At 68.4% G+C, this 26,275-nt stretch carries 27 protein-coding genes and 1 riboswitch; of the genes, 21 read left to right on the plus strand and 6 right to left on the minus strand.

Annotation, left to right across the window (positions count from 1 at the left end; translation table 11 throughout):
* A complete protein-coding gene (locus J7346_RS09630; protein ID WP_209119703.1) occupies positions 1–1,191 on the minus strand; it encodes an aminotransferase class V-fold PLP-dependent enzyme in 1,191 nt (396 codons plus the stop codon).
* 90 nt (positions 1,192–1,281) lie between these two features.
* Entirely contained in the window at positions 1,282–4,131 is a 2,850-nt protein-coding gene (gene secA / locus J7346_RS09635) for a preprotein translocase subunit SecA (RefSeq protein ID WP_209119704.1), read from the minus strand.
* Positions 4,132–4,417: 286 nt separating this feature from the next.
* Between secA and J7346_RS09640 the strand changes: the two genes are divergently transcribed.
* From J7346_RS09640 to J7346_RS09655, 4 genes are all read left to right on the plus strand, one after another.
* A complete protein-coding gene (locus tag J7346_RS09640; protein WP_209119705.1) occupies positions 4,418–5,329 on the plus strand; it encodes a peptidylprolyl isomerase in 912 nt (303 codons plus the stop codon).
* Positions 5,326–6,711 (plus strand): bifunctional glutamate N-acetyltransferase/amino-acid acetyltransferase ArgJ, encoded by a 1,386-nt coding sequence (argJ, locus tag J7346_RS09645; protein ID WP_209119706.1) that lies wholly within the window; start codon positions 5,326–5,328, stop codon positions 6,709–6,711. The genes J7346_RS09640 and argJ overlap by 4 nt, the downstream gene beginning before the upstream one ends.
* Positions 6,708–7,112, plus strand: coding sequence for a (deoxy)nucleoside triphosphate pyrophosphohydrolase (locus tag J7346_RS09650; RefSeq protein ID WP_209119707.1), 405 nt, complete (start codon positions 6,708–6,710; stop codon positions 7,110–7,112). The genes argJ and J7346_RS09650 overlap by 4 nt, the downstream gene beginning before the upstream one ends.
* Before the next feature lie 72 nt (positions 7,113–7,184).
* On the plus strand, positions 7,185–7,361 hold the full coding sequence (locus J7346_RS09655; protein WP_209119708.1) for a Flp family type IVb pilin: 177 nt from the start codon (positions 7,185–7,187) through the stop codon (positions 7,359–7,361).
* On the opposite strand, the gene J7346_RS09660 is transcribed toward J7346_RS09655, so the two are convergent.
* Positions 7,358–8,233, minus strand: a complete 876-nt coding sequence (locus tag J7346_RS09660; protein WP_209119709.1) for a methyltransferase domain-containing protein — start codon at positions 8,231–8,233, stop codon at positions 7,358–7,360. The genes J7346_RS09655 and J7346_RS09660 overlap by 4 nt on opposite strands.
* Between J7346_RS09660 and J7346_RS09665 the strand changes: the two genes are divergently transcribed.
* From J7346_RS09665 to J7346_RS09690, 6 genes are read left to right on the plus strand one after another with little or no spacing between them, the layout of a single operon-like run.
* Positions 8,232–9,041: a ComF family protein gene (locus tag J7346_RS09665; RefSeq protein ID WP_245157777.1), complete on the plus strand. Its 810-nt coding sequence runs from the start codon at positions 8,232–8,234 to the stop codon at positions 9,039–9,041. The genes J7346_RS09660 and J7346_RS09665 overlap by 2 nt on opposite strands.
* 59 nt (positions 9,042–9,100) lie before the next feature.
* A complete protein-coding gene (grxC, locus tag J7346_RS09670; protein WP_209119710.1) occupies positions 9,101–9,358 on the plus strand; it encodes a glutaredoxin 3 in 258 nt (85 codons plus the stop codon).
* Positions 9,359–9,367: 9 nt separating this feature from the next.
* Positions 9,368–10,216 carry a carbon-nitrogen hydrolase family protein gene (locus J7346_RS09675; protein ID WP_209119711.1) on the plus strand — a complete coding sequence of 283 codons (849 nt, stop codon included), beginning with the start codon at positions 9,368–9,370 and terminating at the stop codon, positions 10,214–10,216.
* Positions 10,213–10,638: a DUF1178 family protein gene (locus J7346_RS09680; protein ID WP_209119712.1), complete on the plus strand. Its 426-nt coding sequence runs from the start codon at positions 10,213–10,215 to the stop codon at positions 10,636–10,638. The genes J7346_RS09675 and J7346_RS09680 overlap by 4 nt, the downstream gene beginning before the upstream one ends.
* A 3-nt stretch (positions 10,639–10,641) precedes the next feature.
* Positions 10,642–11,454: a helix-turn-helix domain-containing protein gene (locus J7346_RS09685; protein ID WP_209119713.1), complete on the plus strand. Its 813-nt coding sequence runs from the start codon at positions 10,642–10,644 to the stop codon at positions 11,452–11,454.
* 29 nt (positions 11,455–11,483) lie between these two features.
* Positions 11,484–11,960 (plus strand): DUF6265 family protein, encoded by a 477-nt coding sequence (locus J7346_RS09690; RefSeq protein ID WP_209119714.1) that lies wholly within the window; start codon positions 11,484–11,486, stop codon positions 11,958–11,960.
* Here the strand turns inward: J7346_RS09690 and J7346_RS09695 are convergent.
* Together J7346_RS09695 and ubiG are read right to left on the minus strand one after the other, a co-directional pair.
* A complete protein-coding gene (locus tag J7346_RS09695; protein WP_209119715.1) occupies positions 11,957–12,169 on the minus strand; it encodes a hypothetical protein in 213 nt (70 codons plus the stop codon). The genes J7346_RS09690 and J7346_RS09695 overlap by 4 nt on opposite strands.
* A gap of 96 nt (positions 12,170–12,265) precedes the next feature.
* On the minus strand, positions 12,266–13,057 hold the full coding sequence (gene ubiG / locus J7346_RS09700; RefSeq protein ID WP_209119716.1) for a bifunctional 2-polyprenyl-6-hydroxyphenol methylase/3-demethylubiquinol 3-O-methyltransferase UbiG: 792 nt from the start codon (positions 13,055–13,057) through the stop codon (positions 12,266–12,268).
* Between the two features lie 54 nt (positions 13,058–13,111).
* Here ubiG and J7346_RS09705 point away from each other — a divergent pair, with 54 nt between their 5' ends.
* The 5 genes from J7346_RS09705 (at position 13,112) to J7346_RS09725 (ending at position 19,744) form a co-directional block, all read left to right on the plus strand.
* Entirely contained in the window at positions 13,112–14,371 is a 1,260-nt protein-coding gene (locus tag J7346_RS09705) for an aspartate kinase (RefSeq protein WP_209119717.1), read from the plus strand.
* 50 nt (positions 14,372–14,421) lie between these two features.
* The gene (gene ptsP / locus J7346_RS09710; protein WP_209119718.1) at positions 14,422–16,689 is read left to right on the plus strand and encodes a phosphoenolpyruvate--protein phosphotransferase; all 2,268 of its coding nucleotides are present in this window, start codon (positions 14,422–14,424) and stop codon (positions 16,687–16,689) included.
* Between the two features lie 184 nt (positions 16,690–16,873).
* A complete protein-coding gene (locus J7346_RS09715; protein WP_209119719.1) occupies positions 16,874–17,926 on the plus strand; it encodes a helix-turn-helix domain-containing protein in 1,053 nt (350 codons plus the stop codon).
* Between the two features lie 79 nt (positions 17,927–18,005).
* Entirely contained in the window at positions 18,006–19,142 is a 1,137-nt protein-coding gene (ispG, locus tag J7346_RS09720) for a flavodoxin-dependent (E)-4-hydroxy-3-methylbut-2-enyl-diphosphate synthase (RefSeq protein ID WP_209119769.1), read from the plus strand.
* 2 nt (positions 19,143–19,144) lie between these two features.
* A complete protein-coding gene (locus J7346_RS09725) occupies positions 19,145–19,744 on the plus strand; it encodes a glutathione S-transferase N-terminal domain-containing protein (protein ID WP_209119720.1) in 600 nt (199 codons plus the stop codon).
* Positions 19,745–19,757: 13 nt separating this feature from the next.
* Here the strand turns inward: J7346_RS09725 and J7346_RS09730 are convergent, their stop codons facing one another.
* Positions 19,758–20,348: a hypothetical protein gene (locus J7346_RS09730; RefSeq protein WP_209119721.1), complete on the minus strand. Its 591-nt coding sequence runs from the start codon at positions 20,346–20,348 to the stop codon at positions 19,758–19,760.
* A gap of 115 nt (positions 20,349–20,463) precedes the next feature.
* On the opposite strand from J7346_RS09730, the gene J7346_RS09735 reads away from it, so the two are divergent.
* From J7346_RS09735 to thiC, 6 genes are all read left to right on the plus strand, one after another.
* The gene (locus J7346_RS09735; RefSeq protein ID WP_209119722.1) at positions 20,464–21,009 is read left to right on the plus strand and encodes a hypothetical protein; all 546 of its coding nucleotides are present in this window, start codon (positions 20,464–20,466) and stop codon (positions 21,007–21,009) included.
* Positions 21,010–21,170: 161 nt separating this feature from the next.
* A complete protein-coding gene (gene prfA / locus J7346_RS09740; protein WP_209119723.1) occupies positions 21,171–22,238 on the plus strand; it encodes a peptide chain release factor 1 in 1,068 nt (355 codons plus the stop codon).
* Positions 22,239–22,323: 85 nt separating this feature from the next.
* Entirely contained in the window at positions 22,324–22,776 is a 453-nt protein-coding gene (locus J7346_RS09745; RefSeq protein WP_209119724.1) for a hypothetical protein, read from the plus strand.
* Between the two features lie 37 nt (positions 22,777–22,813).
* Complete coding sequence (locus J7346_RS09750) at positions 22,814–23,644, plus strand: TIGR02587 family membrane protein (protein ID WP_209119725.1); 831 nt, start codon at positions 22,814–22,816, stop codon at positions 23,642–23,644.
* Complete coding sequence (locus J7346_RS09755; RefSeq protein WP_209119726.1) at positions 23,644–24,030, plus strand: hypothetical protein; 387 nt, start codon at positions 23,644–23,646, stop codon at positions 24,028–24,030. The genes J7346_RS09750 and J7346_RS09755 overlap by 1 nt, the downstream gene beginning before the upstream one ends.
* A gap of 16 nt (positions 24,031–24,046) precedes the next feature.
* Positions 24,047–24,153: riboswitch (TPP riboswitch) on the plus strand.
* A 157-nt stretch (positions 24,154–24,310) separates the two neighbouring features.
* Positions 24,311–26,212 (plus strand): phosphomethylpyrimidine synthase ThiC, encoded by a 1,902-nt coding sequence (thiC, locus tag J7346_RS09760; protein ID WP_209119770.1) that lies wholly within the window; start codon positions 24,311–24,313, stop codon positions 26,210–26,212.
* Positions 26,213–26,275: the final 63 nt, after the last annotated feature.

The following is a 26,275-nucleotide window of genomic DNA, read 5'->3' on the forward strand; positions in this document are numbered from 1 at the left end:
TCAGTCGGCCAGCACCCGGGCACAGCCCTCGATCAGGCGGGCGACGTCGTCCTCGTCCTGATAGAGGCCAAAGCCGAACCGGATGATGTCGTCGCGCACATCGGTGATGATGTCGGCCTCCAGCAGGCGTGCGCGCCAGGCCTGGGCCTCGGGGTGGCGGATGGCCAGGAACCGCGCCCGCGCCGGCAGATCATTGGCCGGTGCCCCCGCGATCGGATTGACGATCTCGGCCGTGCCCAGGAGGCCGCATTCCCCGTCCTGTACGGCACCCTGGAACTGGGCCAGCCGGCTGAGCGCATGGTCGGTGATGACCGGCGTGGTCAGCCCCTCGGCCGCCAGCATCCGGCGCACCGCGTTGAAGCGATAGAGCGGCGTGGGATCGAAGGTCGCGCCCCAGAAACGGCCGGCATCGCCGCGATAGCGCACACCCTCGGGCGGGCCCATCAGATTGCCGAACTCGGCGAACCAGCCCGTTATCTCCGGGCGCTCGCAATAGCCGTGGGGCGCATGAAGGATACCGGCCCCCTCGCCCGCCATGACGTATTTGTAGCCGCCGGTCACATAGAACAGTCGGTCCGCCACCACCGACAGATCGGTCGGGGTCGCCATGAAGCCGTGATAGCCGTCGACGATGCCCCACGGTCCTTCCCGGCGGCACAGGTCGGCCAAGCCCTCAAGCCCACGGAACACCTGTCCGGTGCGGAAGAACACCTGGCTGATGACGAACAGATCGAAGTCGCCTGAGCGAGCCGCGTCCAGATAGCGTTCGGTCAGGGTTTCGGCCGGGTCGGGCGCGACGCGGGTCACCACGGCCTGCCCGGACTCTTCCCAGCGCTCGGCCTGCCGCCGGAAGGCGTGGAACTCGCCACCCGTGGTCAGGATGCGCACAGGCCGCTGCTGCATGCCCGACACGATGCGGATCAGGAAATCGTGGGTGTTCTGGGCAAAGACGACCGTTTCGGGATCGGGCAACGAAAGCTCGCCCGCCACATGGCCCTGGGCCTCGGGCACCACCTCGCCGAACACGCGGTCCCACTTCTTGTCCGCCAGCCGCACGCCGTCATTCCAGGCCTCGACCTGGCCATCGAGGCTGGCGTCGGGCCACAGGTGGTGGCTGTGGGCCGCGAAATGCAGCCGCCCCGGCGCCGCCGCGAGCGCCCGTTTGAACAGATCCTTGCGCGCCGTGGTCATGCGTCAGCCTCCCAAGCTGTCATCCGTCCGCCCGTCCTCGCTCAAGCAGCGAGCGACCGCGTCGCGAGCGTTAGCGCGGCGCAACGCGCCTTAAACGAGCGCCCCGTGGCAGTGCTTGAACTTGCGGCCCGAGCCACAGGGACACAGCGCATTGCGGCCCGTGCGCTGCCAGCCTTCCGGCAGCATCTCGACCGGCATACGCGAACGGTCGTCGCCGTCCAGCCGGCCTTCCGGCAGCTGGGCGTTCGGATTGGCCATTTCGTTCTCGCCGGTGCCGGGATTGAGGTGGATTTCCTCGAACTCGGGCATGGGCGGCGGGGCCTCGAAGCGGAACTCGACCGTCATCAGCCAGCGCGTCACATCGTGGCGTAGCTCGTAGAGCAGGGTCTCGAACAGGGCGAAGGCCTCGGTCTTGTACTCGTTCAGCGGATCCCGCTGGCCATAGCCGCGCAGGCCGATGACGCCGCGCAGATGGTCGAGGTGGACCAGGTGTTCGCGCCACTTCATGTCGATCATCTGCATCAGGAACTGCTTCTCCAGCCCCCGCATGCGATCATCCCCGATCAGCTTCAGCCGCTCCTCGGCCCGGGCATCGGCGGCGGCCAGCAGGCGCTCCTCGAACTCCTCGTTCGACACGCCTTCCTCGGCGGCCCACTCCTTGAGCGGCAGTTCCAGACCCAGGGTGGTGCGGACCTTCTCGTCCAGCCCGTCGATGTCCCACTGCTCGGCATAGGCCTTGGGCGGCATGAAGCGCTCGACCAGGTCGGTGATCACATCGTGGCGGAATTCGCCAACCAGCTCCGACATGTCGTCGGCGTCCATGAACTCCTGACGCTGCTCGAACACGGCCTTGCGCTGGTCGTTTACGACGTCGTCGTACTTCAGGAGGTTCTTGCGGATGTCGTAGTTGCGCTGCTCGACCTTCTTCTGGGCCTGCTCGATCGCCTTGTTCAGCCACGGGTGGGTGATGGCCTCGCCCTCGGCCACGCCGAAGGTCTTCATGATCGAGTCCAGACGGTCGCCGGCAAAGATGCGCAGCAGGTCGTCCTCGCACGACAGATAGAATTTCGAGGTGCCCGGGTCGCCCTGACGGCCGGTCCGGCCGCGCAGCTGGTTGTCGATCCGGCGGCTCTCGTGGCGCTCGGTGCCGAGAACGAACAGGCCGCCGGCCTCGAGGGCGATCTTCTTCTGCTCGGCAATCTCGGCCTTCAGCTCGGCCTCGCGCGCGGCCTCGGCCTCGGGCGTGACCTCGATGGCCATGTTGCGCTGTTCCTGGCGCCAGCGCTGCAGGCGCATTTCCAGGTTACCACCCAGCTGGATGTCGGTGCCGCGACCGGCCATGTTGGTGGCGATGGTGACCGCGCCCGGCAGGCCCGCGTCGGCGACGATATAGGCTTCCTGCTCGTGCTGGCGGGCGTTCAGCACATTGTGCGGGATGCCGCGCAGCCTGGTCTCATAGCGGATGTCATAGGCCGCATCGCCGGCCTTCTGGGCTTCCTTCTCGCGCCCCTTGAACTCGGCCTTGAGCGTGCGGTCCACCTCGACCTTGTACTCATAGGTCTGCAGCAGCTTCGACAGGGTCTCGGACTTCTCGATCGAGACCGTACCGACCAGGATCGGCTGGCCCGCCAGATGGCGCTCGGCAATCAGCTTGGCGATGGCTTCGTTCTTTTCGCGCGAGGTGCGGTAGACCTCGTCGTCATAGTCGATGCGCTGGACCGGCCGGTTGGTCGGCACCTCCAGCACATCCATCTTGTAGATGTCGAGGAACTCCTGGGCCTCGGTCGCGGCCGTGCCGGTCATGCCCGACAGCTTGGAATACAGGCGGAAATAGTTCTGGATGGTCACCGAGGCGAGAGTCTGGTTCTCGGGCTGGATCTTGACGCCTTCCTTGGCCTCCAGCGCCTGGTGCAGGCCTTCCGACAGACGGCGGCCCTGCATCATCCGGCCGGTGAACTCGTCGATCAGCATCACCTCGTCCCCGCGGATGATGTAATCCTTGTCGCGCAGGTAGAGGGTGTTGGCCCGCAGGGCCTGGTTCATGTGGTGGACCAGGGTGATGTTGGCCGCGTCGTACAGGCCCGTGGTGTCCTCGGCGAACAGGCCGCGTTCCTCGAGGATGGCCTCGATCGCTTCCGAGCCCTCCTCGGTCAGCAGGACCTGACGCTGCTTTTCGTCGACTTCGAAGTAGGACGGCTCCTGGATCAGCTCCTTCATGATGCCGTCCAGCGTCACGTAGAGGTCCGAGCGGTCCTCGGTCGGGCCCGAGATGATCAGCGGCGTGCGCGCCTCGTCGATCAGGATCGAGTCCACTTCGTCGACGATGACGAAGTGGTGGCCGCGCTGCACCATCTCGCGCCGGTCATAGACCAGATTGTCGCGCAGATAGTCGAAGCCGAACTCGTTGTTGGTGCCGTAGGTGATGTCGGCGGCATAGGCGGCCTGGCGCTGACCGCTCGACAGGCCGTTGACGATCACGCCCACTTCCATGCCCAGGAAGCGATAGACCCGGCCCATCCACTCGGCGTCGCGGCGGGCCAGATAGTCGTTGACGGTGATGACGTGGACGCCCTTGCCCTCGAGCGCGTTCAGATAGACGGGCGCGACGGCGACCAGCGTCTTGCCTTCACCGGTCCGCATTTCGGCGATGCCGCCTTCGTGCAGGATCATGCCCCCGGCCAGCTGCACATCGTACTGCCGCTGGCCCAGCACCCGCTTGGAAGCTTCGCGCACCACGGCAAAGGCCTCGTTGAGCAGCTTGTCCAGCGTCTCGCCCTTGGCCAACCGGTCGCGGAAGGCGTCCGTCATCATGCGAAGCTCACCGTCCGAAAGGGCGGCGTACTTCTCCTCCATGGCATTGATCTTCTGGACCTGGGCCATGAAGCCCTTGACCTTGCGATCGTTCGAGGAACCGAGGAATTTCTTGGCAAAGCCGAGCATGGGGGATCCGGGAAAGGTACGGTGAGCCGGCGGGCTCAATCTGTGGGGCCCTGTCTTCGGGGCGGCGGCGAACAGCGATACACGCCATCGCGGCGCGGGCCTTCGCGCCATCCGGCGCCGGCGGGGGCAAAAACCCCGGAACCCGGCCACGCGAACGGTGGAAACCCCTCGACTTGGGCGCAGGCGGGACTTAAGCACCGGCCTTATCCCTGTCAACGCGAGGGGCATTCCGTCAGGCTTTCCCCGGCCTCCGGGGCGCCCCCTCGCCCGGGTCGAGGAGCGCACCATGCGACTGTCGTCCAACCCGATTGCCGGCCTGCTGACGGCCTTGATGCTGGCACTTGCCCTGTCCGCCTGTACCGGCGACCGCGGCGGCGACAGCCCGCCCCAGCCCGGCGATCAGGCCGTGGCCCGGGTCGCGGGCGAGACCATCTGGGCCTCTGACGTCAAGCGCGAGGCGGTGGCCCAGGGCCTGATCGGCGAGGGTGAGCCCCTCGACGTCACCTCCAGCCTGTTCCGGCGGGTGCTGGACGAGGTCATCGACCAGAAGCTGCTGGCCCGCGAGGCCGAGCGCCGGGGCCTCGACAAGAGCCCACTGGTCCAGCGCCGTCTGGAAATCACCCGCGACCGTATCCTGGGCGACGTTCTGGTCGAGGCCGTCGTCAACGGCACCATCACCGACCAGTCGGTCGAGGCCCTCTATCAGGAGCAGCTGCAACTGGCCCGCTCGTCCGAGGAGGTCCGCATCCGCCTGATCCTGTCGCGCACCCGCCAGGAGGCCGAGACCGTCATGGGCGTGCTGGGCACCGGGGCCGCCTTCGAGGCCGTCGCCGCCGAAAGCTCGATCGACGAGGCGACCCGTTTCTCGGGCGGTGATCTGGGCTATCGCACCCTGGATGTCCTGCCGGAAGCCTTCGCCAATGCCCTGCGCGACAAGCCGGCCGGCTCGACCGTCGGCCCGTTCGAGACCGAGGGCGGCTGGGCCGTGGTCCGGGTCGAGGACCGTCGCCGCGAGACCCCCCCGACGCTGGAACAGGCCCGGCCCCAGATCGTCCGCTATCTGACCTATGAGGGGGTGCGCCAGCTTCTGGAACAGCTGCGCGGCCGCGCCGATGTCGAACTTCTGCTCGGTGCCGAGGCCGAGTCCCCGGCCGAGGAACCCGCCTCGGCGCCCGTCTCCGCAGGAACCGGCGAATGAAGACTCCGAAGACCCGCCCCGCCGGCCGCAACGCGCTCGAAAAGGCCTTCGACCCGATCACCACCGCCCTGAAGCGCGGCGGGAAGCCGGTCGCTGCCCCCGAGACCCCCGCAGCGCCGGGCAAACCCGGGCTCGAGATTTCCCCCCTGGCCGTGCCCTTTCCGGCCTTCGGTCATGTCGGTGGGGTCGAGATCGCCACGGCCCGCGCGGGCTTCTACAAGCACCAGCGCGACGATCTGGTGGTGTTCCGCTTTGCCCGGGGCACCAGCTGCGCGGGGGTCTTCACGCGGCACAAGGTGGGTTCGGCACCGGTCGACTGGTGCCGGCGCCATCTGGATTCCGATGATGGGGGCAAGGATGTGCGAGCCCTCGTGGTCAATGCGGGCTGTGCCAATGCCTTTACCGGCAAGCCGGGGGCCGATGCCGCGCGTCGCACCGCCTCCGAGGTGGCCAAGCGCTTCGGCTGTCGCCAGCGCGACGTCATGCTCGCCTCGACCGGGGTCATCGGCGTCACCCTCGACGACCGCAAGATCGCCGCCCGCCTGTCCGAGATCGAGACGCGCCTCGACGCCGACACCCCGCCCGCCGAGCAATGGACGCGCGCCGGTCAGGGCATCATGACCACGGACACCTTCCCCAAGGGCTCCTATGTCGAGACCGAGATCGAGGGCTTCAAGGTCCGCATCGCCGGCATCGCCAAGGGATCGGGCATGATCGCGCCCGATATGGCGACCATGCTGGCCTTCATCGTCACCGATGCCGACATCCACCCCAATGTGCTGCGGGCCATGCTGGGCCTGCATGTGCGCACCACCTTCAACTCGGTGACGGTCGACGGGGACACCTCGACCAACGACACCTGCCTGCTGTTCGCCACAGGTGCCTCGGGCGCGCCGCGCATCGGCCGGGTCGGGGATCGGCGGCTGAAGGCCTTCACCCGCGCGCTCGACGGCGTGATGCTGGACCTCGCCCACCAGCTGGTCCGCGACGGCGAGGGGGCGACCAAATTCGTAAAGGTCACGGTGGACGGTGCTTCCAGCCCTGCCTCGGCCCGCAAGCTGGCCAAGTCGATCGCCGACAGCCCGCTGGTCAAGACGGCCATCGCCGGCGAGGACGCCAACTGGGGCCGGATCGTCATGGCCGTCGGCAAGACCGAGGAAGCCGTCGACCGCGACCGGCTGGCCGTGCGCTTCGGACCGCATGTGGCCGCGGTCGATGGCGCCCCCTCGCCCACCTACGACGAGGCGAAGATGAGCGCCTATATGAAGAATGCCGAGATCGACATCACGGTCGAGGTCGGCGCGGGCCGGGCCTCGGCCACCGTCTGGACCTGTGATCTGACCAAGCGCTACATTGAGATCAACGGCGATTACCGGTCGTGACCCTCCCCACCGTTCTCGTCGTCGCCGTCGCCCTGATCGATACGGACGGGCGGGTGCTGATCGCCCAGCGCCCCGAGGGCAAGCAGCTGGCTGGCCTGTGGGAATTCCCGGGCGGCAAGGTCGAGCCGGGCGAGCGGCCGGAAGCCGCCCTGATCCGCGAACTGCGTGAGGAGCTGGGTATCGAGACGAAGGAGTCCTGCCTCGCGCCCTTCGTCTTCGCCAGCCACGCCTATGACAGCTTCCACCTGTTGATGCCGCTCTACCTGTGCCGCCGGTGGGAGGGCACGGTCGTGGCGCGCGAGCATGCGGCGCTCAAATGGGTGCGGCCGAACCAGCTGTCGGACTGGCCCATGCCGCCCGCCGACGCGCCCCTGATCGCCTGGCTTCGCGACCTTCTGTGACGATCAACGCGGTTTCTTAACCGGCGGTCGGCCATGGTGCCGGTCAGGCACCCGGGCATCACAGGAGGAGCCGTGACCAGACTTCACCGCTTCCTCGACGACGACTCCGGCGCCACCTCGCTCGAGTACGGCCTGATCGTCTCGCTGATCTTTCTGGTCATCCTGTCAGCGCTCACGGCATTCGGGGGCACCAGTTCCGGCATCTTCAACACCGCCATGAACACCCTGCGGAGCGCGATGGGCGGCTAGGCCGTCCGCGGCGCCACCCGGAATCCGGTCGCCACGGAGCCGGGCTTCAGGGGCTTTGGCTGGTCCGGCGCCGGCGCCCATCCCGTCAGGAACAGGGTCTCGAAGGTCGCCACGACCCGCGGCCGCGCATCGTCGCCCGTCACCGAATGACGGGCGTCATAGAGGGCCGAGGCCCGTGCCATCACCCGGCGATTGAGGGGCGGCTTTGGCCCTTCCGGTGCGCCCGCCTCGCCCATGCCCCGCAGGTCCCGGACCAGCGCCCTCATGTCGCGGTAGCGCACCGCCACCGTGTCGCCATCGACCACCGGCAGGGCGAACCCGGCGCGTTGCATCAGGCCCGCCGCATCAAGGGCGTCGGCAAAGGGCGAGACCCGCGGCGCCGCCCCGCCGGTTTCCTCCAGCTCGGCCCGCGTCAGGACATCGCGCAGCTCGGTCAGCGTCCCGGCCCCAAACATCGCCCCGAGGAACAGGCCGTCCGGCTTCAGCGCCCGCCGGATCTGGGCCAGCGCCCCCGGCAGGTCATTGGCCCAGTGCAGGCCCAGCACCGAGACGATCAGATCGACCGATCCGTCCTCGATCCCCAGCGGGCCCTCGCCCGGCACGGCCCGCCCGGAATCCGGGACGGGCGTCGTCACGGGTCCCAGCCGCGCGGCGGCGTCATGATCAGCCAGCACCTCGGCGAAAATTCCGGCACGGGGCGACAGGTCGACCACCACCGGAAAATCTCGCGGAATGGCATCCAGACTGTCGGCCAGTCCCTCTGCGGCGCGGCGGTGCAGGAAGTCGACCGGCGTCCCCGCCCCCTCCGCCCGTTGCACGCGCGCCATCCTGCGGGCAGGGTCGAACAGTCGGGGCGGTGCGGATGAGGTCATGCGGATCGATATGGGGGCTGAGGGCGACTTCTGGAAAGCCGGTCCGGGCGCGCGTGTCCAGTCCCTCGCGCGGTCGGTGGGGCGCGGTCTGGCCGATCTGATCCTGCCCCCGCCCGAGGCGCCGGGCCCCGCCGGCCGTATCGGGGCCGCCCTGTCGCCGCTCGAATGGTCGCGCATCACCTTTCTGGAGGACCCGGTCTGTGACGGCTGCGGGGCCCCTTTCACCGTCGATTCCGGCGACTTTGGCGAGGGTCGGTGCGCGCCCTGTCTCTCCCATCCCATGGCCTTCGGACGGGCGCGGGCCGCCTGTCTGTACGACGACGGGTCGCGTCCGCTGATCCTGCGCTTCAAACATGCCGACGATCAGCCGCTGGCGCCGCTGTTCGCCCGCTGGCTGTCCCGCGCCGCCCGCCCCCTGCTGGAGCAGGCGGACGCCGTGGTGCCCGTGCCGCTCCACCGTTCCCGGCTGCTGGCCCGCCGCTTCAACCAGGCCGCCGAGATCGCCCGCCCGCTGGCCAGGGCCGAACGGCTCGACTACCTGCCCGACGCCCTCGTGCGGCGCACCCGCACTGCCTCCCAGGGCGGACTGGGCTTCCGCAGGCGCCACCAGAATGTGAAGGGCGTGTTCTCGGTGCCGGACACCCGCCGCGCGCGCCTGCGAGGGCGGCATATCCTGCTGGTCGATGATGTGCTGACCACCGGCGCCACCGCCGAGGCCTGTGCCAAGGCCTTGCTGGACGCCGGAGCCCGCGCCGTCGATCTTGCGGTGGTCGCCCGGGTGCAGAGTGCGCGCACCATGCCTAGATAGGGAACGAACCGCCCGTCCGGGGGCTCATCCCCCATCTGCAACCAACGGAGTAACCACCAGTGTCCGACGTCGTCCTCTATACCAAGCCGGGCTGCCCCTACTGCATCTCGGCCATGATGCTGCTGAAGAAGAAGGGCGTGGACTATCAGGAGATCGTCGCCTCCAACGACCCCCAGCTGAAGGCCGAAATGACGGCCAAGTCGGGCGGCCGCGCGACCTTCCCGCAGATATTCATCGGCGAGCGCCACGTCGGCGGCTCGGACGACCTGCACGCCCTCGACGCCCGGGGCGAGCTGGACAAACTGCTCGAGGCCTGACGCTCCTCCATGGCCGACACGCTCGACATCGCCCTGGTCCAGACCCGCACGCCGGCGACCAGCCAGGGCGGTCTGGACCATGTCGCGCCCCTGATCCGGCAGGCCGCGTCCGGCGGGGCGCAACTGGTGCTGACGCCCGAGGCCACCAACCGGCTGGAGCGTCGCCCCGAGGGGCGGGCCTCCCTCGCCCCCGAGGACGCGGACGTCGCCGTCTCGGGCCTGCGGGGCCTCGCCCGTGAGCTGGGCATCTGGCTTCAGGTCGGATCGGTCATGGTCCGGGCGGAGGAAGATGACGCCGGTCGCGCCGCCAACCGCGCCCTGTTGATCGACCCCGAGAGCCGCATCACGGCCCGATACGACAAGCTGCACGTCTTCGACGTCGACCTCGACACCGGCGAAAGCTGGCGCGAAAGCAAGGCCGTGCGCCCCGGCGACCGCGCCGTCGTGGCCGACACCCCCTGGGGCGGGCTGGGCCTTTCCATCTGCTACGATGTGCGCTTCCCCCAGCTCTATCGCGACCTTGCCAGGGCCCGGCCCGACGTCCGCCTGATCGCCATTCCGGCCGCCTTCACCGTGCCGACCGGCGAGGCCCACTGGCAGACCCTGCTTCGGACCCGCGCCATCGAGACCGGCGCCTTCGTCCTGGCCGCGGCCCAGGGCGGCACCCATGAGGACGGGCGCGCCACCTGGGGCCGGTCCACCGTCGTCGATCCCTGGGGCAGGGTCATCGCCACCCTCGATCATGACCAGCCCGGCGTGCTGCATGCCCGGCTTGACCTTGAGGCCGTCGATCGGGCAAGGCGCGCCATCCCGTCCCTGACCCACGATCGCCCCTTCCGCTCCGCATCCGACGCATGATCCGCTACGCCCTGACCTGTGCGGCCGACCATCCGTTCGAGGCCTGGTTCTCGAGCTCCTTGGACTATGACGATCAGGCCGCCCGTGGCCTCGTGGAATGCCCCTTCTGCGGGTCGCGCGAGGTGTCGAAACAGATCATGGCGCCCGCCGTCGCCGGCACGAAGAAGCGCGACAGTACGGGCGCCCCCCTCCAGACCCTGATGTCCGATATGGCCCGCAAGGTCCGCGCCCATGTCGAGGCCAATTTCGACTATGTCGGCGACACCTTCGCCCGCGAGGCCCGTGCCATCCACGAGGGCACGTCCGAGCAGCGCGAAATCTATGGCGAGGCCACCGCCGACGAGGTCCGGGCGCTCAAGGAGGACGGCATCCCCTGCGCGCCCCTTCCGGCCGCGCCCCCCGATCCGTCAAAGGCGCACTAGGCCATGGACGGGGGGGAGCGTTATCACGAGTTCGACCCGCCCGAGGCGCTCAGGCCATGGGTGCGCAAGGTCTGGACCTATGCCTGCCCGAACCCCAGCCGCACGATCCAGAGGATCGCCCCCGACGGCTGTCCCGAACTGATCCTCGATCTCGGCGACCCCTATGAGGAGGCCGACGCGGACGGCGCGTTCCACCTCCAGTCCCGCGCCCTGTTCGCGGGCCAGATGACCCGGCCCATCGCCATTCGCCCGACCGGACCGGTCGAGATGGTCGGTCTGCGCTTCCAGCCCGATGGCGCCCGCGACTGGCTGGGGCAGTCCCTGCGCACGGCAACCGACCAGCGTCTGGACATGACCGATCGTCTGCGGGACCTCTCGCCGCCCGCCGGTGATCCCGAGGGGCAGGCCCGACAGATGATCGACTGGATGGCCGGCCAGCGCCGGGACGACTGGTCCGTCGACCCGCTTGTCCGGGCCGAGATCGAGGCCCTTCACGCGGAGCAGCCCTCGCCGCCCCGCGACGCCTCGGCCCGCCGGGCCCTGCAGCGGCGCTTTCTGGACCGGGTGGGCATCGCGCCCCGCACCCTGAGGGCCGTCGTCCGCTTCCGGCGCGTCTTCGACCACGCCATGTCCGACGAGGCCGAAGGCTGGCTCTCGGCCGGGCTGGACGCCGGCTATTTCGACCAGCCCCAGCTGGCCCGTGAATTCCGTCGCTTCCTCGGCTGCACCGCGACCGAATGGGCCCGCGAACAGGTCGAACTGGCCCGGGCCATCGCGTCGCAAACCTACAAGCCGGGCGTACCCGAGCCGTCCTAGAACGAAGGCCTCTGGAACGGAGCTCTTCGATGTATCTGCTGCCTGCCCTCGCCGCCGCATTCCTTGCGAGCACCACCCCCGATCAGGATCCCGTGACCCTGCCCGATCTCTCCTGGATGAGCGGCTACTGGCTGGACTGTTCAGACGGGCGCGAGGCCTCTGAAACCTGGAGCGACCCGCGCGGCGGCCTGATGGTCGGTCAGTCCCTCAGCGTTTCGGCCTCGGGAAGACCCGGATTTGAGCTGGCCTATATCGCCGTCCTGCCTGCAGGCCCGGCCATGGTCGTCCTGCCGTCCGGACAACAGCAGACGACCTTTGCGATGAGCGATCACGGCGAGGACTATGTCGTCTTCTCGAATGCCGAAAACGACTTCCCCACCCATATTCGTTACGAGCGCGACGGCGACGGGCTCAGGGCCCGCATCGACGGCGAGATTTCAGGGGCACCGCGCAGCGTTGAGTGGCGCTTCGACGCCGCGCCCCTCAACGCCCGATGCCCGACCTAGTCGCGGGTCCAGCCGTGCCCGGCCATGCAGGTCTCGAAGGCCCTGCTGTTCACATCGGCGGTCTGGCGGCACTGGTCGCGCGCCTCGTCGAACGGGGTGGCGGCCGTGGCCTTCCAGCCGTCCTCATGGGTCGCGTCGATGATGGTCACACAGGCCGAGGTGGCCAGGCCGGCGGCGATCAGGGTGGCGGTCAGGAACAGGCGTTTCATGGGGTATCTCCGGTAAAGCTTGGACCTCACCTGTACCCCCCGCCCCCGGCGCATTCCCGTTACAAGTCTGAAATCTGGATGAATTCGCGGTAAGCTTCAGGCCCGCTCAGCGATCATCATATAGTTGATGTCGACATCATCGCTTTCCGAGAAACGTCCGGTCAGCGGATCATAGGTCACGCCATAGGGACCACGGGCGGCGATGCCGGGCGCGGCCTCCAGCCAGTCCCGCAGGGTCTCGGGCTTGAGGAACTGGCGCCAGTCGTGGGTGCCCGGCGGCACCCAGCGCAGCACATATTCCGCCGCGACCTTGCCGAGGGCCAGAGACTTCAGCGTCTTGTTGAGCGTCGCCACGATCATCATCCCGCCCGGCGCGACCAGGGCGGCGGTGTCGCGCAGATAGGCGGCCGGATCGGCGACGTGCTCGACCACCTCCATGTTCAGCACCACGTCGAACGGGGGCTCGCCTTCGGCCATCAGTCCCTCGGCGGTGCCGTGCCGGAAGTCGATCTCCAGACCCTGCGCCTCGGCATGCATGCGCGCCGTGCCGATGTTGCGCTCCGAGGCATCGACCGCCGTGACCTGAAAGCCCAGCCGCGTCATGGGCTCGGAAAGCAGTCCGCCGCCGCAGCCGATATCCAGAAGCTTCAGCCCCTCGAACGGACGTCGCGCCGCGCCGTCGCGACCGAACCGCGCCAGGGCCTCGCGCCGGATGAAGCCCAGCCGAACGGGATTGAAGCGATGCAGCGGTGCAAAGGGCCCTCTCGGGTCCCACCATTCCTCGGCAAGCGCCGAAAATCGCGCCACATCCGCCGGATCGACGCTTGAGGTCCGCTCCGGACCGGTTTTCGGTTTGCGCGGCTCGGCCGTGTCGTTAGAAGCGCCCATAGGCTATGGCATGAACGCCCCCGACATCGGTTGCAAGAGAGGATCCCGGTCAGAATGACGCGCCTGGTGCTGAAGTTCGGCGGGACCTCCATGGGCGACCTCGACCGGATCCGGCGCGCCGCGCGGATCGTGGCCGCGGAGTACCATGCCGGCCGGCGCGTGGCCGTGGTCGTCTCGGCCATGGCGGGCAAGACCAATGAGCTGGTGGCCTGGACCGACGGCGCCGGCCGCCCCGCCCAGGGCATCGATCCTTCCGATGATGAATACGACGCCGTGGTGGCCTCGGGCGAACAGGTGACGGCCGGCCTGCTGGCCCTGACGCTCCGCAACATGGGCCTGCGCGCCCGCAGCTGGATGGGCTGGCAGATTCCCATCCTGACCGACGACCAGCACGGCAAGGCCCGCATCGTGGACATCCCCGGCGAGACGCTCGGCGCGGCCGTCGACAGCGGCGAGATCGCCGTGGTTCCGGGCTTCCAGGGCATGACCCGCGACGGGCGGATCACCACCCTTGGCCGGGGCGGGTCCGACACCTCGGCGGTGGCCGTGGCGGCCGCGCTCGACTGTCCGTGCGACATCTACACCGACGTGGACGGCGTCTATACGACCGACCCCCGGATCGAGAGCCGCGCGCGCCGGATCGAGCGCATCTCCTATGAGGAAATGCTGGAGATGGCCTCCCTGGGCGCCAAGGTGCTCCAGACCCGCTCGGTCGAACTGGCCATGGCCAAACGGGTACCCGTGCGGGTGCTCTCCAGCTTTATTGAACCCGATGACCACGGTGTCCTGCCCGACAAGGGCGGCACCCTGATCTGCGACGAGGAAGAGATCGTGGAAAAACGTATCGTGTCCGGCGTCACCATGAGCCGCGACGAGGCCCGCATCACCCTGCTCGGCCTGGGCGACCGGACCGACGCCCCCGCCGACGTCTTCACCCGGCTGGCCGACGCCGGGGTCAATGTCGACATGATCGTCCAGAGCCAGTCGCGCACCGAGGGCGCGGTCAACCTGACCTTCACCACCGGCCGTCGTGACGCCACCCGCGCCGCGGAGCTGATGCGCGCCGCCCAGGCCGACATCGGCTTTCAGGAAATCCGCCTCGACGAGGACGTGGCCAAGGTCTCGGTCGTCGGCGTCGGCATGCGCAGCCACGCGGGTGTCGCCCAGACCATGTTCCGCGCCCTGGCCGACAAGGGCATCAAATTCCAGGCCATCTCGACCTCGGAAATCAAGATCAGCGTGCTGATCGATGCCGCCTATGCCGAGCTGGCCGTCCGCGCCCTGCATGCCGCCTATGGCCTTGAGTCGGTCTAGGATGGGAAAATCGCCCGGACCCCCTATCTTTCGGGTCTGACGGAGGGGCCATGCCGACTGCTAGCGGATTGACGACACGGGGACCGAGGAACCTGCTGCGCCAGATCCGCGAGGCTATGGCCGGCGGAGGGCCCGCCCAGGAACGCCTTGATCTGGTCGTGCGGATCATCGCCCAGACCATGGTAGCCGAGGTGTGCTCCATCTATCTGCGGCGCGCCTCGGGCGAGCTGGAGCTGTTCGCCACCCAGGGCCTGAACCGCGAAGCCGTGCACAACACCCGCCTGCGCCCCGGCGAGGGTCTGGTCGGCGAGGTGGCCCGCGTGGCCGAACCCATCAGCCTGTCGAACGCCCCCGCCCACCCCAGCTTCTCCTACCGGCCGGAAACGGGCGAAGACCCCTATCACGCCTTCCTTGGCGCCCCCCTGCTGCGCGGCGGCCGGGCCATCGGCGTGCTGGTCGTCCAGAACCAGTCCGAGCGTCGCTATGACGAGGACGAGATCGAGGACATCCAGACCATCGCCATGGTGCTGGCCGAGACGGTCGCCTCGGGCGAACTCATGGGTCTCGACGAACTGCGCGATGTCGAGGTGGCGCCCCACCGGCCCGAGCGCTTCAAGGGCCAGAAATTCTCGGACGGCCTCGCCTTCGGCCATGTGGTGCTGCACGAGGCGCCCCTGCCCCCCGAAAAGCTGCTGGCCGACGATACGGCGCTGGAAGAGATCCGCCTGGCCAAGGGGCTGGAGGCCCTCAAGGCCAATATCGACTCCATGCTCGACGGCAGCCAGGGCCTGTCCGGCCCCTCATTCGAGGTGCTGGAAACCTACCGGATGTTCGCCGTCGACCGGGGCTGGAATCGTTCGCTGGAAGAGGCCGTTCGCTCGGGCCTGACAGCGGAGGGGGCCGTCGACCGCGTTCGCAACGAACACCGCGCCCGCTTTGCCAAGGCCCGCGACCCCTATATCCGCGAGCGTCTGCATGACCTCGAGGATCTGGCCAACCGCCTGCTGCGCCTTCTTGCGGGGGACCGGCCGGGCGAGCGCGACCTGCCCGAGGACACCATTCTGGTGGCCCGGAACCTCGGCCCCGCCGATCTGCTCGAATATCCGCGCGAGCGGCTGAAGGGCCTGTTGCTGGAGGAGGGCTCCGCCGCCAGCCACGCCGCCATCGTCGCCCGCGCCCTGCAGATCCCCTGCGTCGGGCGCATGGCCGGCCTGCGCGACCGCCTCAGCGAGGGCGATCTGGTCATCGCCGACGGCGAGACGGGTGAAGCCTATCTGCGCCCCCGCCCCGATGTGCTCGAAGCCGTTCAGGCGCGTCTCGACCTGCGCAGCAAGCGCCAGGCCGAGTTCGCCCGCCTGCGCGACACCCCGGCCATCACCCTCGACGGCAAACGCATCCAGCTGCTGACCAATGCCGGGCTCGCCGTCGATCTCGACAACCTCGACCAGACCGGGGCCGAGGGCATCGGCCTGTTCCGCACCGAATTCCAGTTCATGGTGTCCGAGGAACTGCCGCGGCTGGACGCCCAGACCAACCTCTACCGCAAGGTGCTGGACACCGCCGGCGACCGTCCCGTCGTCTTCCGCACCCTCGACATCGGCGGCGACAAGGTGCTGCCCTATCTCGAGGCCGAGCGGGAGGAGAACCCGGCCCTCGGCCGTCGCGCCATCCGTCTGGGCCTGGACCGGCCCGGACTGCTGCGGCTGCAGCTGCGCGCCCTGCTGTCGGCCGCCGAGGGGCGCGAGCTGCGGGTCATGTTCCCGATGATCGCCACCGTCGACGAGTTCCGTGCCGCGCGTGAGCTGGTCGATGTCGAGTGTGCCTGGGCCCGCCGGCGGGGGCGCAGCCTGCCCGGCCTGCTGCGGGTCGGCGCCATGATCGAATGCCCGTCGCTGCTGTGGCATCTCGATGCCCTGCTGCCCCTGACCGACTTCGTCTCGGTCGGCAGCAATGACCTCTTGCAGTACATGTTCGCTGCGGACCGGACCAATCCCATGGTCTCGGACCGCTACGATCCGCTGTCGCCCCCGGCGCTCCGGGCCTTGGCCGAGATCCAGCGCAAATGCGCCGAGACCGGAACGCCCGTGTCCGTATGCGGAGAACTGGCCGGCAAGCCGCTGGAGGCCTTTGCCCTTCTGACCCTCGGCTTCACCCGCCTGTCGGCCCCGGCCGCCGGCGTCGGCCCGGTCAAGCGCATGTGCCTGTCCACCGACCTCGGTCAGGCCCAGCGCGCCATGGCCAGCCTGCTCGGCTCGTCGGCCGGCTCGATCCGCAACGAGATCGAGTCTCTGGCCCGGAAGTTGAACGTCGCCCTCTGAAGCGTCCCGCCCTGAAACGGTCCGGAATGCTTAACGGGACGTTGATCGGAGGGCGCCGATGGGTTATCCACAAGAGGATCGCAGACGACCTCCGGGGGGAGGCACCAGCCGTCACCCGGGTCTGCTAGGCGCTGCGTCTTGGTTGAGTACGACATCATCGATGTCGGTTGTGGGGTCGGGCCACATGGCACTGGATACGGGGAATGTCCCCGACGAGTTTCGGGCGCATCCCGACTGGAGGGAGCCTGTGCCGCCCATCACGGACGCACCGACCCTCGGTGACGGGCTCCGCGCGGCGCGCAAGGCCTCGGGCCGTTCGCTCGAAGACATGTCTGCCGTCACCCGCGTCCACGTCCGCTATCTGCGCGCCCTGGAACAGAACGACGCCTCCATCCTGCCCTCGCGTGTCTTCTCCATCGGCTATGTGCGCGCCTATGCCGGCGCCCTCGGCCTCGACGAACAGCTGGCGGTCGAGCGCTTCAAGCGCGATGTGCCCGATCCCTCGGTCCCCCTGCAGGCCCCCGTCGGCGTGGCCTTCGAGGAGGTCCGCCGCTATTCGCCCCGCATCATCGGCGTGCTGGTCCTCGTGGGCCTGGCCGTCCTCGGATGGAACGTCTTCCAGCGCGTCAGCCTGATGACCCCGGCCAAGCCGTCGGACCTCGTGGCCGTTCCGGAAAGCTGGTCGGTGGGCGCCGTTCCGGGCACGGACGGTGCCGTGGTCCTTGACGTGCCGCGCGCGGCCCCGCCGGACCAGACCATCCCCACTCTCTACGTCACCCCGGGCCTTGAGGCCGAACTGACCGGCCTCAACGCCGCCGAGGGCGAGGCGGCTGCGGCCGCCGCGGCCGAGGCCGTCCCGGTGCAGAAGGCCTTCAACCCGCGCGGCGCCGTCTATGGCGCGGCGGCCACCGCCTCCAATGTGGTACTCCAGGCACGCAAGGCGACCATCCTGGTCGTGCGTATGTCGGACGGCCGGGTGCTGTTCGCCCGCCAGCTGGCCGCCGGCGAGGCCTGGCGCGCGCCGATCGGCGTTCAGGCCATCATTGACGTGGCCGATCCCGCCGCCTTCGACGTCTATCTGAACGGTGAGCATGGCGGCCGTCTGGAACAGGCCCTGACCCCCCTGTCGCAGCTGAACCGCCGCGCCGAGGCCCTGGCCCGTCAGGCCAGCGAGGAGATCGCCCGTCGCACCCGCGCCGCCGTCGCCTCGGCCCAGGGACTGGCCACCGAGGGCTGACACCGGCTCCGGTCGCATCAGGGCCGTGACATAGGGGGCCGTGGCAATCGGCGTCGATAGGGACTATCTGAACCTCGCCATGTCCGAGCTCGCCCACGTCCGCCCCTGGCGCCATATCGAGCGCCGCCCCAGCCGCCAGATCATGGTCGGCAATGTGCCTGTGGGCGGCGGCGCGCCGATCACCGTCCAGTCGATGACCAATACGCCGACCTCGGACGCGGCCGCCACGATCGACCAGATCCGCCAGCTGGAGGCCGCCGGCGCCGATATCGTCCGCGTCTCCTGCCCGGATGAGGAGTCGACCGCCGCCTTCAAAGCAATCGCGCGCGAGGCCCGCGTCCCGCTCGTGGCCGACATCCATTTTCACTACAGGCGCGGCATCGAGGCGGCCCAGGCCGGCGCCGCCTGCCTGCGCATCAATCCCGGCAATATCGGCTCGGCCGACCGGGTGCGCGAAGTGGTCCAGGCCGCCCGCGACCACGGTTGCTCCATGCGCATCGGCGTCAATGCCGGCTCGCTGGAACGCGAGCTGCTCGAGAAATACGGCGAGCCCTGCCCCGAGGCGATGGTCGAGTCCGCCCTCAACCATGCCCGCATCCTTCAGGACCACGACTTCCACGAATTCAAGATTTCGGTGAAGGCGTCCGACCCGTTCCTGACGGTGGCCGCCTACCAGCAGCTGGCCGACGCCATCGACTGTCCCTTGCACCTCGGCGTGACCGAGGCCGGCCCGCTGCGCTCGGGCACGATCAAGTCATCGATCGGCCTCGGAAACATGCTGTGGTCGGGCATCGGCGACACCATCCGCGTCAGTCTCGCCGCCGATCCGGTCGAGGAGATCAAGGTCGGCTTCGACATCCTCAAGTCGCTGGGCCTGCGCCACCGGGGCGTCAACATCATCGCCTGCCCCTCCTGCGCCCGTCAGGGTTTCAACGTCATCGAGACCGTCGGCATCCTTGAGGAAAAGCTGGCCCACATCACCACCCCCATGTCGCTGTCGATCATCGGTTGCGTGGTCAACGGCCCGGGCGAGGCCCTCTACACCGACGTCGGCTTCACCGGCGGCGGCAAGGGCGCGGGCATGGTCTATCTGAACGGCAAGATCGCCCACAAACAGGCCAATGAGGGCATGATCGACGAAATCGTCGCCCGGGTGGAGGACAAGGCCGCCGAGCTGGAAGCCGCCCGTCAGGCGACCCGCACCGCAGCGGAGTGACCATGAAGCTCTATATCTCGACCGCCTCCCCCTATGCCCGCCTGTGCCGGATCGTGGCGCGCGAGCGCGGCCTGGCTGACGGCATCGAGGAGATCGTCGCCGATCCCTATGCGGACGATTCCGGCCTGATGGCCTCCAACCCACTGGTGCAGGTCCCGGCCCTGATCGCAGGCGACGGCCTGCCGCTGACCGACAGCCCGGTCATCTGTGAATGGCTGGATGCCCACGGAACCACCGGCCCCCGACTGCTGCCTGCCGAAGGACCGGAGCGCTGGCGGGTCCGCCGCCTCCAGACCCTCGCTCATGGCGCGCTGGAGATGGGGGTCAAACGCGTGCTGGAGCGGCGCCGCCCCGAGAGCGAGCAGTCCCCTTCGTGGATCGAGCGCTGGACGCGCAACATGCACCGGTCGTTCGACGCCCTCGAACACACCCTGCCGGACGACGCGGCGCTGGATCTCGGCGTCATCGCCACCGCAGTCGCCACCACCTGGACCGGCTTTCGCCACCCCGACATGGACTGGCGCACCGGCCATCCGCGTCTGGTCGCCCTGACGGAGCGGCTGGAAGCCCGGCCGAGCTTCAGGGAAACGCGGCCGGCCTGATCCCCAGTCGGCGTCAGTCGGCGAAGGCCTGTTTGCACAGTTCGTCGCCGAAGGCGTCGCTCATCTGCTCCTCGGCCTGGGCCATCAGGGCAATGCCGACCAGCCCCGAAGCCACGAAGGCGCGCTTGATCAGGTATTCGCCCACCAGCGCGCCGGAGGCATCCGTGATCCGGGCGATGCCTGAGATCTCGTTCTGATCCGCAATCAGCCAGGTCATGGCCGGATTGGCGCGGTCGAAAGTGTCCAGACTGATTTCAACGGTGAGCGGCTGGGTGCCGCCCGTGCAGTCGCTCAGCTGCGACTGGACGCGGCTCACGAAAACGGTTTCGAATTCGTCGCTCACGCCCTGTTCGGGAACGCCGGTCACGCTCACGCCGGTGATGCGGGCATTGGCCGCCACATCCGCAGGCAACGGTTGTATGGCCGAGCTGCCGCTGCCACTCGCGCACGCGGAAACCATAAGCGCTGCGGCCAGCGCCAGACCTTGAATCTTCATGAGAGCCCCCTCTGTAAGTCCCCATAGTGAGACAGTTTTTTGCGGTGTGGCAAGTCCTTCGTCGAGATTGACAGACCGGGGTTCTGATGCAGACTGCAGCTCGCTCATGAGGGGGGGCTCCTGAGGGTTGTGTGGCGCGTTCGGTGCGCCTCGCACGCTCAGGCGTTGAGTTTTCGGGAATCCTTCAGCGGGCATCGTTCTGTCATTCGCCATAGGATTATCCATGAAACGCTCCACCATCTTGCGCCGTCTGGCGCCCGCCCTTGCGCTGACCTCGCTGCTCGGACTTGCCGCCTGCGCGACCCCGTCCCGGCCCGAGGCGATGAGGCTGACCTCCGTCGATGGCCTGACCGCCCAACCCGGTCAGACGGGCTACCGGTCCGTACGATCGGTGACCGCCTCCGGGGGCAGCGAGACCAATCCCATGTGGGCGTCGCAGGTCTCGAATGAGGCCCTCGAGAGCGCTGTCAGACAGTCCCTGCAGGCGGCCGGCTATATGGGGGAAGAAGGCCAGCCCCTGACCGTTCAGGTCAGTCTGATGGGCCTCGACCAGCCGGCCATGGGCATCGACTTCAACGTCACCAGCCGCGTGCGCTACGTCGTTCGCCAGGGCGACCGGGAAATCTACAACCAGACCATCGAGGCCGTCGGCAAGGGGACGATGAGCGACGCCTTCGTCGGCACCGAACGCCTCCGGATCGCCAATGAGAAGTCGATCCAGGAAAACATCCGCCTCTTCCTGGTGGATTTCCGGACGCGCGTTCGCTGATCCACCCGCTTCGCGAGGATTGAGGGAGGGACGGGGCTTGGCTCCGTCCCTCTTTTGCCGTTCAAGGCCCCTTCGGAACCGTCCGGACTCGCCTCGCTTGTGATACAGCACCGGCGGCGATGTCCTCGCTGCACCCTTGAACCATTGCGGATACCCTTCCCTTGCGACTTCCCCAGGCTCGTCTCGATCAGGTGATTGACCGCTTTCAGGAGGTCGAGGCCCGGATGGGCGCGGCCACCGACGGTCAGGAGATCGTCCGCCTGTCCAAGGAGCATGCCGAGCTGAAGCCGGTGGCCGAGGCTGTCAGCGCCCTGGCCCGCGCCCGCTCCGAGCTGGAGGATCTGGAGGCGCTCGCCGACGACCCGGAAATGGCCGCCATGGCCGAGGCCGAGCGCGAGACCCTGTCCGAACAGCTGCCCGAGCTGGAGCGTCAGGTGGCTTTGCTGCTGGCGCCCCGCGATGCCGACGAACAGGCCTCCGCCGTCCTGGAAGTCCGCGCCGGCACCGGCGGCGACGAGGCCGCCCTGTTCGCGGGTGACCTGTTCCGCATGTATTCCCGCTATGCCCAGTCTCGCGGCTGGCGGGTCGAGCTGGATTCGGCGACCGAGGGTGAGGCCGGCGGCTACAAGGAAATCATCGCCACTGTCTCGGGCGATGGCGTGTTCGGGCGGCTGAAGTTCGAGTCGGGTGTCCACCGCGTGCAGCGCGTGCCGGTCACCGAGGCCGGGGGTCGCATCCACACCTCGGCCGCCACCGTCGCCGTCCTGCCCGAGGTCGAGGACGTCGAGATCGAGATCCAGGACAAGGACATCCGCATCGACACCTTCCGCGCCTCCGGCTCGGGCGGCCAGCACGTCAACAAGACCGACTCCGCCGTGCGCATCACCCACCTTCCGACCGGCATCGTCGTGACCAGCTCGGAAAAGTCTCAGCATGTGAACCGCGACAAGGCGATGAAGAACCTGCGCATCCGCCTGTACGACCAGCAGCGTCAGGCCAAGGACGCAGCCCGCTCGGACGCCCGCAAGTCCCAGGTCGGCTCGGGCGACCGGTCCGAGCGCATCCGCACCTACAACTTCCCGCAGGGGCGCGTGACCGACCACCGCATCGGCCTGACCCTGCACAGCCTGCCGCAAATCCTCGAGGGCGACATCGATCCCCTGCTCGACGCCCTGATTGCCGAGGACCAGGCCGCCCGCCTCGCCGACCTCGAGGCCGAATTCAGCTGACGGGGCCTGACGCGAGCCGGGCCGGCGGTTGACCCTCCGGCCCGGCGCGGTTCCTATGGCGCCAGCCCGGCAGGAGGACCGCCCCATGGCGAAACAGCAGTTCGTATTCTCGCGGAACCTGACCCACGACATCGACTGCCCCCACTGTTCGACCCGCTACCAGTTCACCCGCACGGTCGAGGTCAAGCGTGACGCCGGCGGCCTCAGCCAGCCCGATGACGGCACGGTCGAGGCGGCCCACGCCGAGCTGGATCGCCTGTCCGAGGGCATGGGCGGCGAGGCCGTGCGCTGCCCCTCGTGTCGCAAGCTGGGCCCCGGGATGTTGACCAACCACCTGCTCATGGGTGTCTTCATCGTCGTCTGGATCGTCGCCTGCCTCGGCGCGGCCCTGTTGATCCTGTGGCTGGCGGCGGCCTCGGGCGCCCTGTTCTGGATGCTGGGCCTGCTGGCGCTGGCGGGCGCGGGCATCGGCGCCGTCACCCTGCTGATCTGGCTGTTCGGCGGCACCGTCATCAAGGGCCAGCTGCCGCCCGCCTGAAGCGGAGCCGTCCGGCCGGTTGGTGCGTTCCGGGGCCATGATCCAGGCGTTCCGCATCGACCGGTCACAGGAGGCCGCCTACGGGCGCGATCTGGCGCGGGCCTTCGGCGGCGCCCTGCTGTTCACCGTGCCCCTGCTGATGACCATGGAGATGTGGCGCTTCGGCCTGCATCTGGATCGCACCCGGCTGGCCCTGTTCGTGGTGACGGCCCTGCCGCTGCTTTACGGCCTTGCCCACTATGCCGGGTTCAGCCGCCACCGGGGCTGGCTGCCCGACCTGCTCGACACCCTTGTGGCGCTGGCGGTCGGCTTCCTCACGGCCGGCATCCTGCTGCTTCTGCTCAATGTCCTGAATGCGGACGCCACCCTCGACCAGACGCTCGGCCAGGTCCTGCTGCAGGCCATACCCGGCGCCATCGGCGCGCTGCTGGCCCGGCGGCAACTCAGCGGCCGCGACGACTCCGGCGAACAGGATGAGGACCAGGCCTCCTATCCGGGCGAGCTCTTCCTGATGGTGGCCGGCGCCCTGTTCCTCGCCCTCAATGTCGCCCCGACCGAGGAAATCCTGCTCATCGCGGTCCAGACCACGCCGTGGCACGCCGTAGCCCTCCTGCTTCTGTCGCTGACCCTCATGCATGTGATCGTCTTCCAGGTCGGATTCGCCGGTCAGGAAGAGGCCGGTCAGCCGGTCACCGCCTTCTTCCACTTCACCCTCGCGGGCTACGGCCTGGTGCTGCTGGTCAGCCTCTTCATGCTGTGGATCTTCGGCCGCACCGAGGGTCAGGCCCTGTCGGAGATCGTCTCCATGGTCGTGGTCCTCGGCTTCCCCGCTTCTCTGGGAGCCGCCGCTGCAAGGCTGCTGGTCTGATGGCGACCAAGGGCAAGGGCCCGAAGTCAGACACCGGCCGCCCGGTGCTGGAGTGGATCATGGGCGCGCTTGGGCTGGCGCTGACGCTGGCAGCGGTCGGTCTGGTGCTGCGCGATGCCCATTCGCGCCCCTCGCCCCCGTCGCTGGAGGTCCGCATGGTCGAGGCCCGGCCCATGGGCGATCAGTGGGTGGCGGAGGTCGAGGTCAGCAATCGCGGCGACGCCACCGCCGCCTCGGTCGCGGTCGAGGGGGGCACGGCCCCGGACGTGGCATCGGCCACGCTCGACTATGCCCCCGGCCACGGCCGCGAGCGGCTCAGCCTCGTCCTGCCCGCCCGCCCGGGCCCCGACACGCCATTTCGCATCCGGGGCTGGTCCGAGCCCTGAGATCGGCCTATCGTGCGCGGGTTCTCCGGGGGGCCGCGCAAGGCGGCTGAGATAGGACCGCGTCCTGACCCGTCGAACCTGATCCGGGTCATGCCGGCGAAGGGATGAGACACAGGTCCACGCGACAGGACCCTCGCTCCGTTCGCTGGCGCCCTCACACGCAGAGGCTGCCATGAACATCCACGTCCCCGCCGACAAGTCCGAGACTCCCGAGGCTCAAGCAGCGAGCGACCGCGTCGCGAGCGATAGCCTCCCTCTCAAGGATGCGCGGGAAGCCGTGATGAAGGAGACGGGCACCATCCCGACCGGCGAGCGGGCGGGCAGCCGCAAGGTCTATGTGGCGGGCGAGCTCTACCCCGACATCCGCGTCCCCTTCCGTGAGGTCGCGGTGCACCCGAGCGCCAATGAGCCGCCGGTGACCCTCTATGACTCCTCGGGCCCCTATACCGACCCGACCGTCACCATCGACATCAGGAAGGGCCTGCCCCCCGTCAAATCCAGCTGGCAGCTGGACCGTGGCGACATCGCCCCCGTGGCCAACCCGCGCGAGGTCAAGCCGGAAGACAACGGCCATGCCTCGGGCCGGCACCTCGCCCCGCGCTTCGACACCTCGAACCACAAGGTCTTCAAGGGCGTGCCCGGCCGCCCGGTGACCCAGCTGGAATATGCCCGCGCCGGCATCATCACGCCCGAGATGGAATATGTCGCCATCCGCGAGAACCTGCGGAGAGAAGTGGCGAGAGACGAGTGGCGAGTGGCGAGTGAAGAGGGCCAGACCATCACCCTCGCCGACGGCTCCACCCTGCCAGTACCCTCCTCGCCACTCGCCACTCGCCACTCGCCACCCAGGGACGGCGAGGACTTCGGCGCCTCGATCCCCGACTTCGTCACGCCCGAGTTCGTGCGTCAGGAGATCGCCCGCGGCCGGGCCATCATCCCGCACAACATCAACCACCCCGAGGTCGAGCCGATGATCATCGGCCGCAACTTCCTGGTGAAGATCAACGCCAACATCGGCAACAGCGCCGTCCTGTCCAGCGTCGATGACGAGGTCGACAAACTGGTCTGGGCCACCCGTTGGGGCGCCGACAACGTCATGGACCTGTCGACCGGCCGCAACATCCACAACATCCGCGACTGGATCATCCGCAACTCCAGCGTCCCGATCGGCACCGTGCCCATCTATCAGGCGCTGGAGAAGGTGAATGGCATCGCCGAGGACCTGACGTGGGAGGTCTATCGCGACACCCTGATCGAACAGGCCGAACAGGGCGTGGACTATTTCACCATCCACGCCGGCGTCCGCCTGCCCTTCGTGCCGATGACCGCCAACCGCGTGACCGGCATCGTCTCGCGCGGCGGCTCGATCATGGCCAAGTGGTGCCTCAGCCACCACCGCGAGTCCTTCCTGTACGAGAATTTCGCCGAGATCTGCGAGATCATGCGCGCCTATGACGTCAGCTTCAGCCTCGGCGACGGCCTGCGCCCCGGCTCCATCGCCGACGCCAATGACGAGGCCCAGTTCGCCGAGCTGCGCACCCTCGGCGAGCTGACCAAAATCGCCTGGGACCACGGCTGTCAGGTCATGATCGAGGGCCCCGGCCACGTGCCCATGCACAAGATCAAGGCCAATATGGATGAGCAGTTGAAGCACTGCCACGAGGCGCCCTTCTATACGCTCGGGCCGCTGACCACCGACATCGCCCCCGGCTATGACCACATCACCAGCGCCATCGGGGCGGCCATGATCGGCTGGTTCGGCACGGCCATGCTCTGTTACGTCACGCCCAAGGAGCACCTGGGCCTGCCCGACCGTCAGGACGTCAAGGACGGCGTCATCACCTACAAGATCGCCGCCCACGCCGCCGATCTGGCCAAGGGCCACCCCGCGGCGAGACTGCATGATGATGCGCTCAGCCGCGCGAGGTTCGAGTTCCGCTGGGAAGACCAGTTCAACCTCGGCCTCGACCCCGAAACCGCCCGCAAATACCACGACGAGACCCTGCCCAAGGAAGCCCACAAGACCGCCCACTTCTGCTCCATGTGCGGCCCGAAATTCTGCAGCATGAAGATCAGCCAGGACATCCGCGACGCCGCCAAGGCCGACGAGGCCGAAAAGGGCATGGCCGAGATGAGCGCGAAATTCCGGGCGGGTGGCGGGGTGGTGGAGGTGAAGGTGTGAGAGTGCAAAATAGAACACTTTAAGAACATCGCCCAATCTGCTATTATTCGGGGCAGATCGGCC

Origin of the sequence: Brevundimonas sp. A19_0, assembly GCF_017744255.1 — a bacterium.
Taxonomy (GTDB): domain Bacteria; phylum Pseudomonadota; class Alphaproteobacteria; order Caulobacterales; family Caulobacteraceae; genus Brevundimonas.

Excerpts from the sequence above, each read along its gene's own strand:
- ispG (WP_209119769.1), top strand. The coding sequence starts at position 18,006 with ATGTCCGAGCTCGCCCACGTCCGCCCCTGGCGCCATATCGAGCGCCGC.
- J7346_RS09745 (WP_209119724.1), top strand. The coding sequence starts at position 22,324 with ATGGCGAAACAGCAGTTCGTATTCTCGCGGAACCTGACCCACGACATC.
- J7346_RS09660 (WP_209119709.1), bottom strand. The coding sequence starts at position 8,233 with ATGACCTCATCCGCACCGCCCCGACTGTTCGACCCTGCCCGCAGGATG.
- J7346_RS09715 (WP_209119719.1), top strand. The coding sequence starts at position 16,874 with ATGGCACTGGATACGGGGAATGTCCCCGACGAGTTTCGGGCGCATCCC.
- J7346_RS09725 (WP_209119720.1), top strand. The coding sequence starts at position 19,145 with ATGAAGCTCTATATCTCGACCGCCTCCCCCTATGCCCGCCTGTGCCGG.
- J7346_RS09690 (WP_209119714.1), top strand. The coding sequence starts at position 11,484 with ATGTATCTGCTGCCTGCCCTCGCCGCCGCATTCCTTGCGAGCACCACC.
- J7346_RS09750 (WP_209119725.1), top strand. The coding sequence starts at position 22,814 with ATGATCCAGGCGTTCCGCATCGACCGGTCACAGGAGGCCGCCTACGGG.
- thiC (WP_209119770.1), top strand. The coding sequence starts at position 24,311 with ATGAAGGAGACGGGCACCATCCCGACCGGCGAGCGGGCGGGCAGCCGC.
- J7346_RS09630 (WP_209119703.1), bottom strand. The coding sequence starts at position 1,191 with ATGACCACGGCGCGCAAGGATCTGTTCAAACGGGCGCTCGCGGCGGCG.
- ubiG (WP_209119716.1), bottom strand. The coding sequence starts at position 13,057 with ATGGGCGCTTCTAACGACACGGCCGAGCCGCGCAAACCGAAAACCGGT.
- J7346_RS09640 (WP_209119705.1), top strand. The coding sequence starts at position 4,418 with ATGCGACTGTCGTCCAACCCGATTGCCGGCCTGCTGACGGCCTTGATG.
- J7346_RS09755 (WP_209119726.1), top strand. The coding sequence starts at position 23,644 with ATGGCGACCAAGGGCAAGGGCCCGAAGTCAGACACCGGCCGCCCGGTG.
- J7346_RS09665 (WP_245157777.1), top strand. The coding sequence starts at position 8,232 with ATGCGGATCGATATGGGGGCTGAGGGCGACTTCTGGAAAGCCGGTCCG.
- argJ (WP_209119706.1), top strand. The coding sequence starts at position 5,326 with ATGAAGACTCCGAAGACCCGCCCCGCCGGCCGCAACGCGCTCGAAAAG.
- J7346_RS09680 (WP_209119712.1), top strand. The coding sequence starts at position 10,213 with ATGATCCGCTACGCCCTGACCTGTGCGGCCGACCATCCGTTCGAGGCC.
- J7346_RS09735 (WP_209119722.1), top strand. The coding sequence starts at position 20,464 with ATGAAACGCTCCACCATCTTGCGCCGTCTGGCGCCCGCCCTTGCGCTG.
- J7346_RS09695 (WP_209119715.1), bottom strand. The coding sequence starts at position 12,169 with ATGAAACGCCTGTTCCTGACCGCCACCCTGATCGCCGCCGGCCTGGCC.
- J7346_RS09730 (WP_209119721.1), bottom strand. The coding sequence starts at position 20,348 with ATGAGCGAGCTGCAGTCTGCATCAGAACCCCGGTCTGTCAATCTCGAC.
- secA (WP_209119704.1), bottom strand. The coding sequence starts at position 4,131 with ATGCTCGGCTTTGCCAAGAAATTCCTCGGTTCCTCGAACGATCGCAAG.
- J7346_RS09685 (WP_209119713.1), top strand. The coding sequence starts at position 10,642 with ATGGACGGGGGGGAGCGTTATCACGAGTTCGACCCGCCCGAGGCGCTC.
- J7346_RS09675 (WP_209119711.1), top strand. The coding sequence starts at position 9,368 with ATGGCCGACACGCTCGACATCGCCCTGGTCCAGACCCGCACGCCGGCG.
- J7346_RS09705 (WP_209119717.1), top strand. The coding sequence starts at position 13,112 with ATGACGCGCCTGGTGCTGAAGTTCGGCGGGACCTCCATGGGCGACCTC.
- ptsP (WP_209119718.1), top strand. The coding sequence starts at position 14,422 with ATGCCGACTGCTAGCGGATTGACGACACGGGGACCGAGGAACCTGCTG.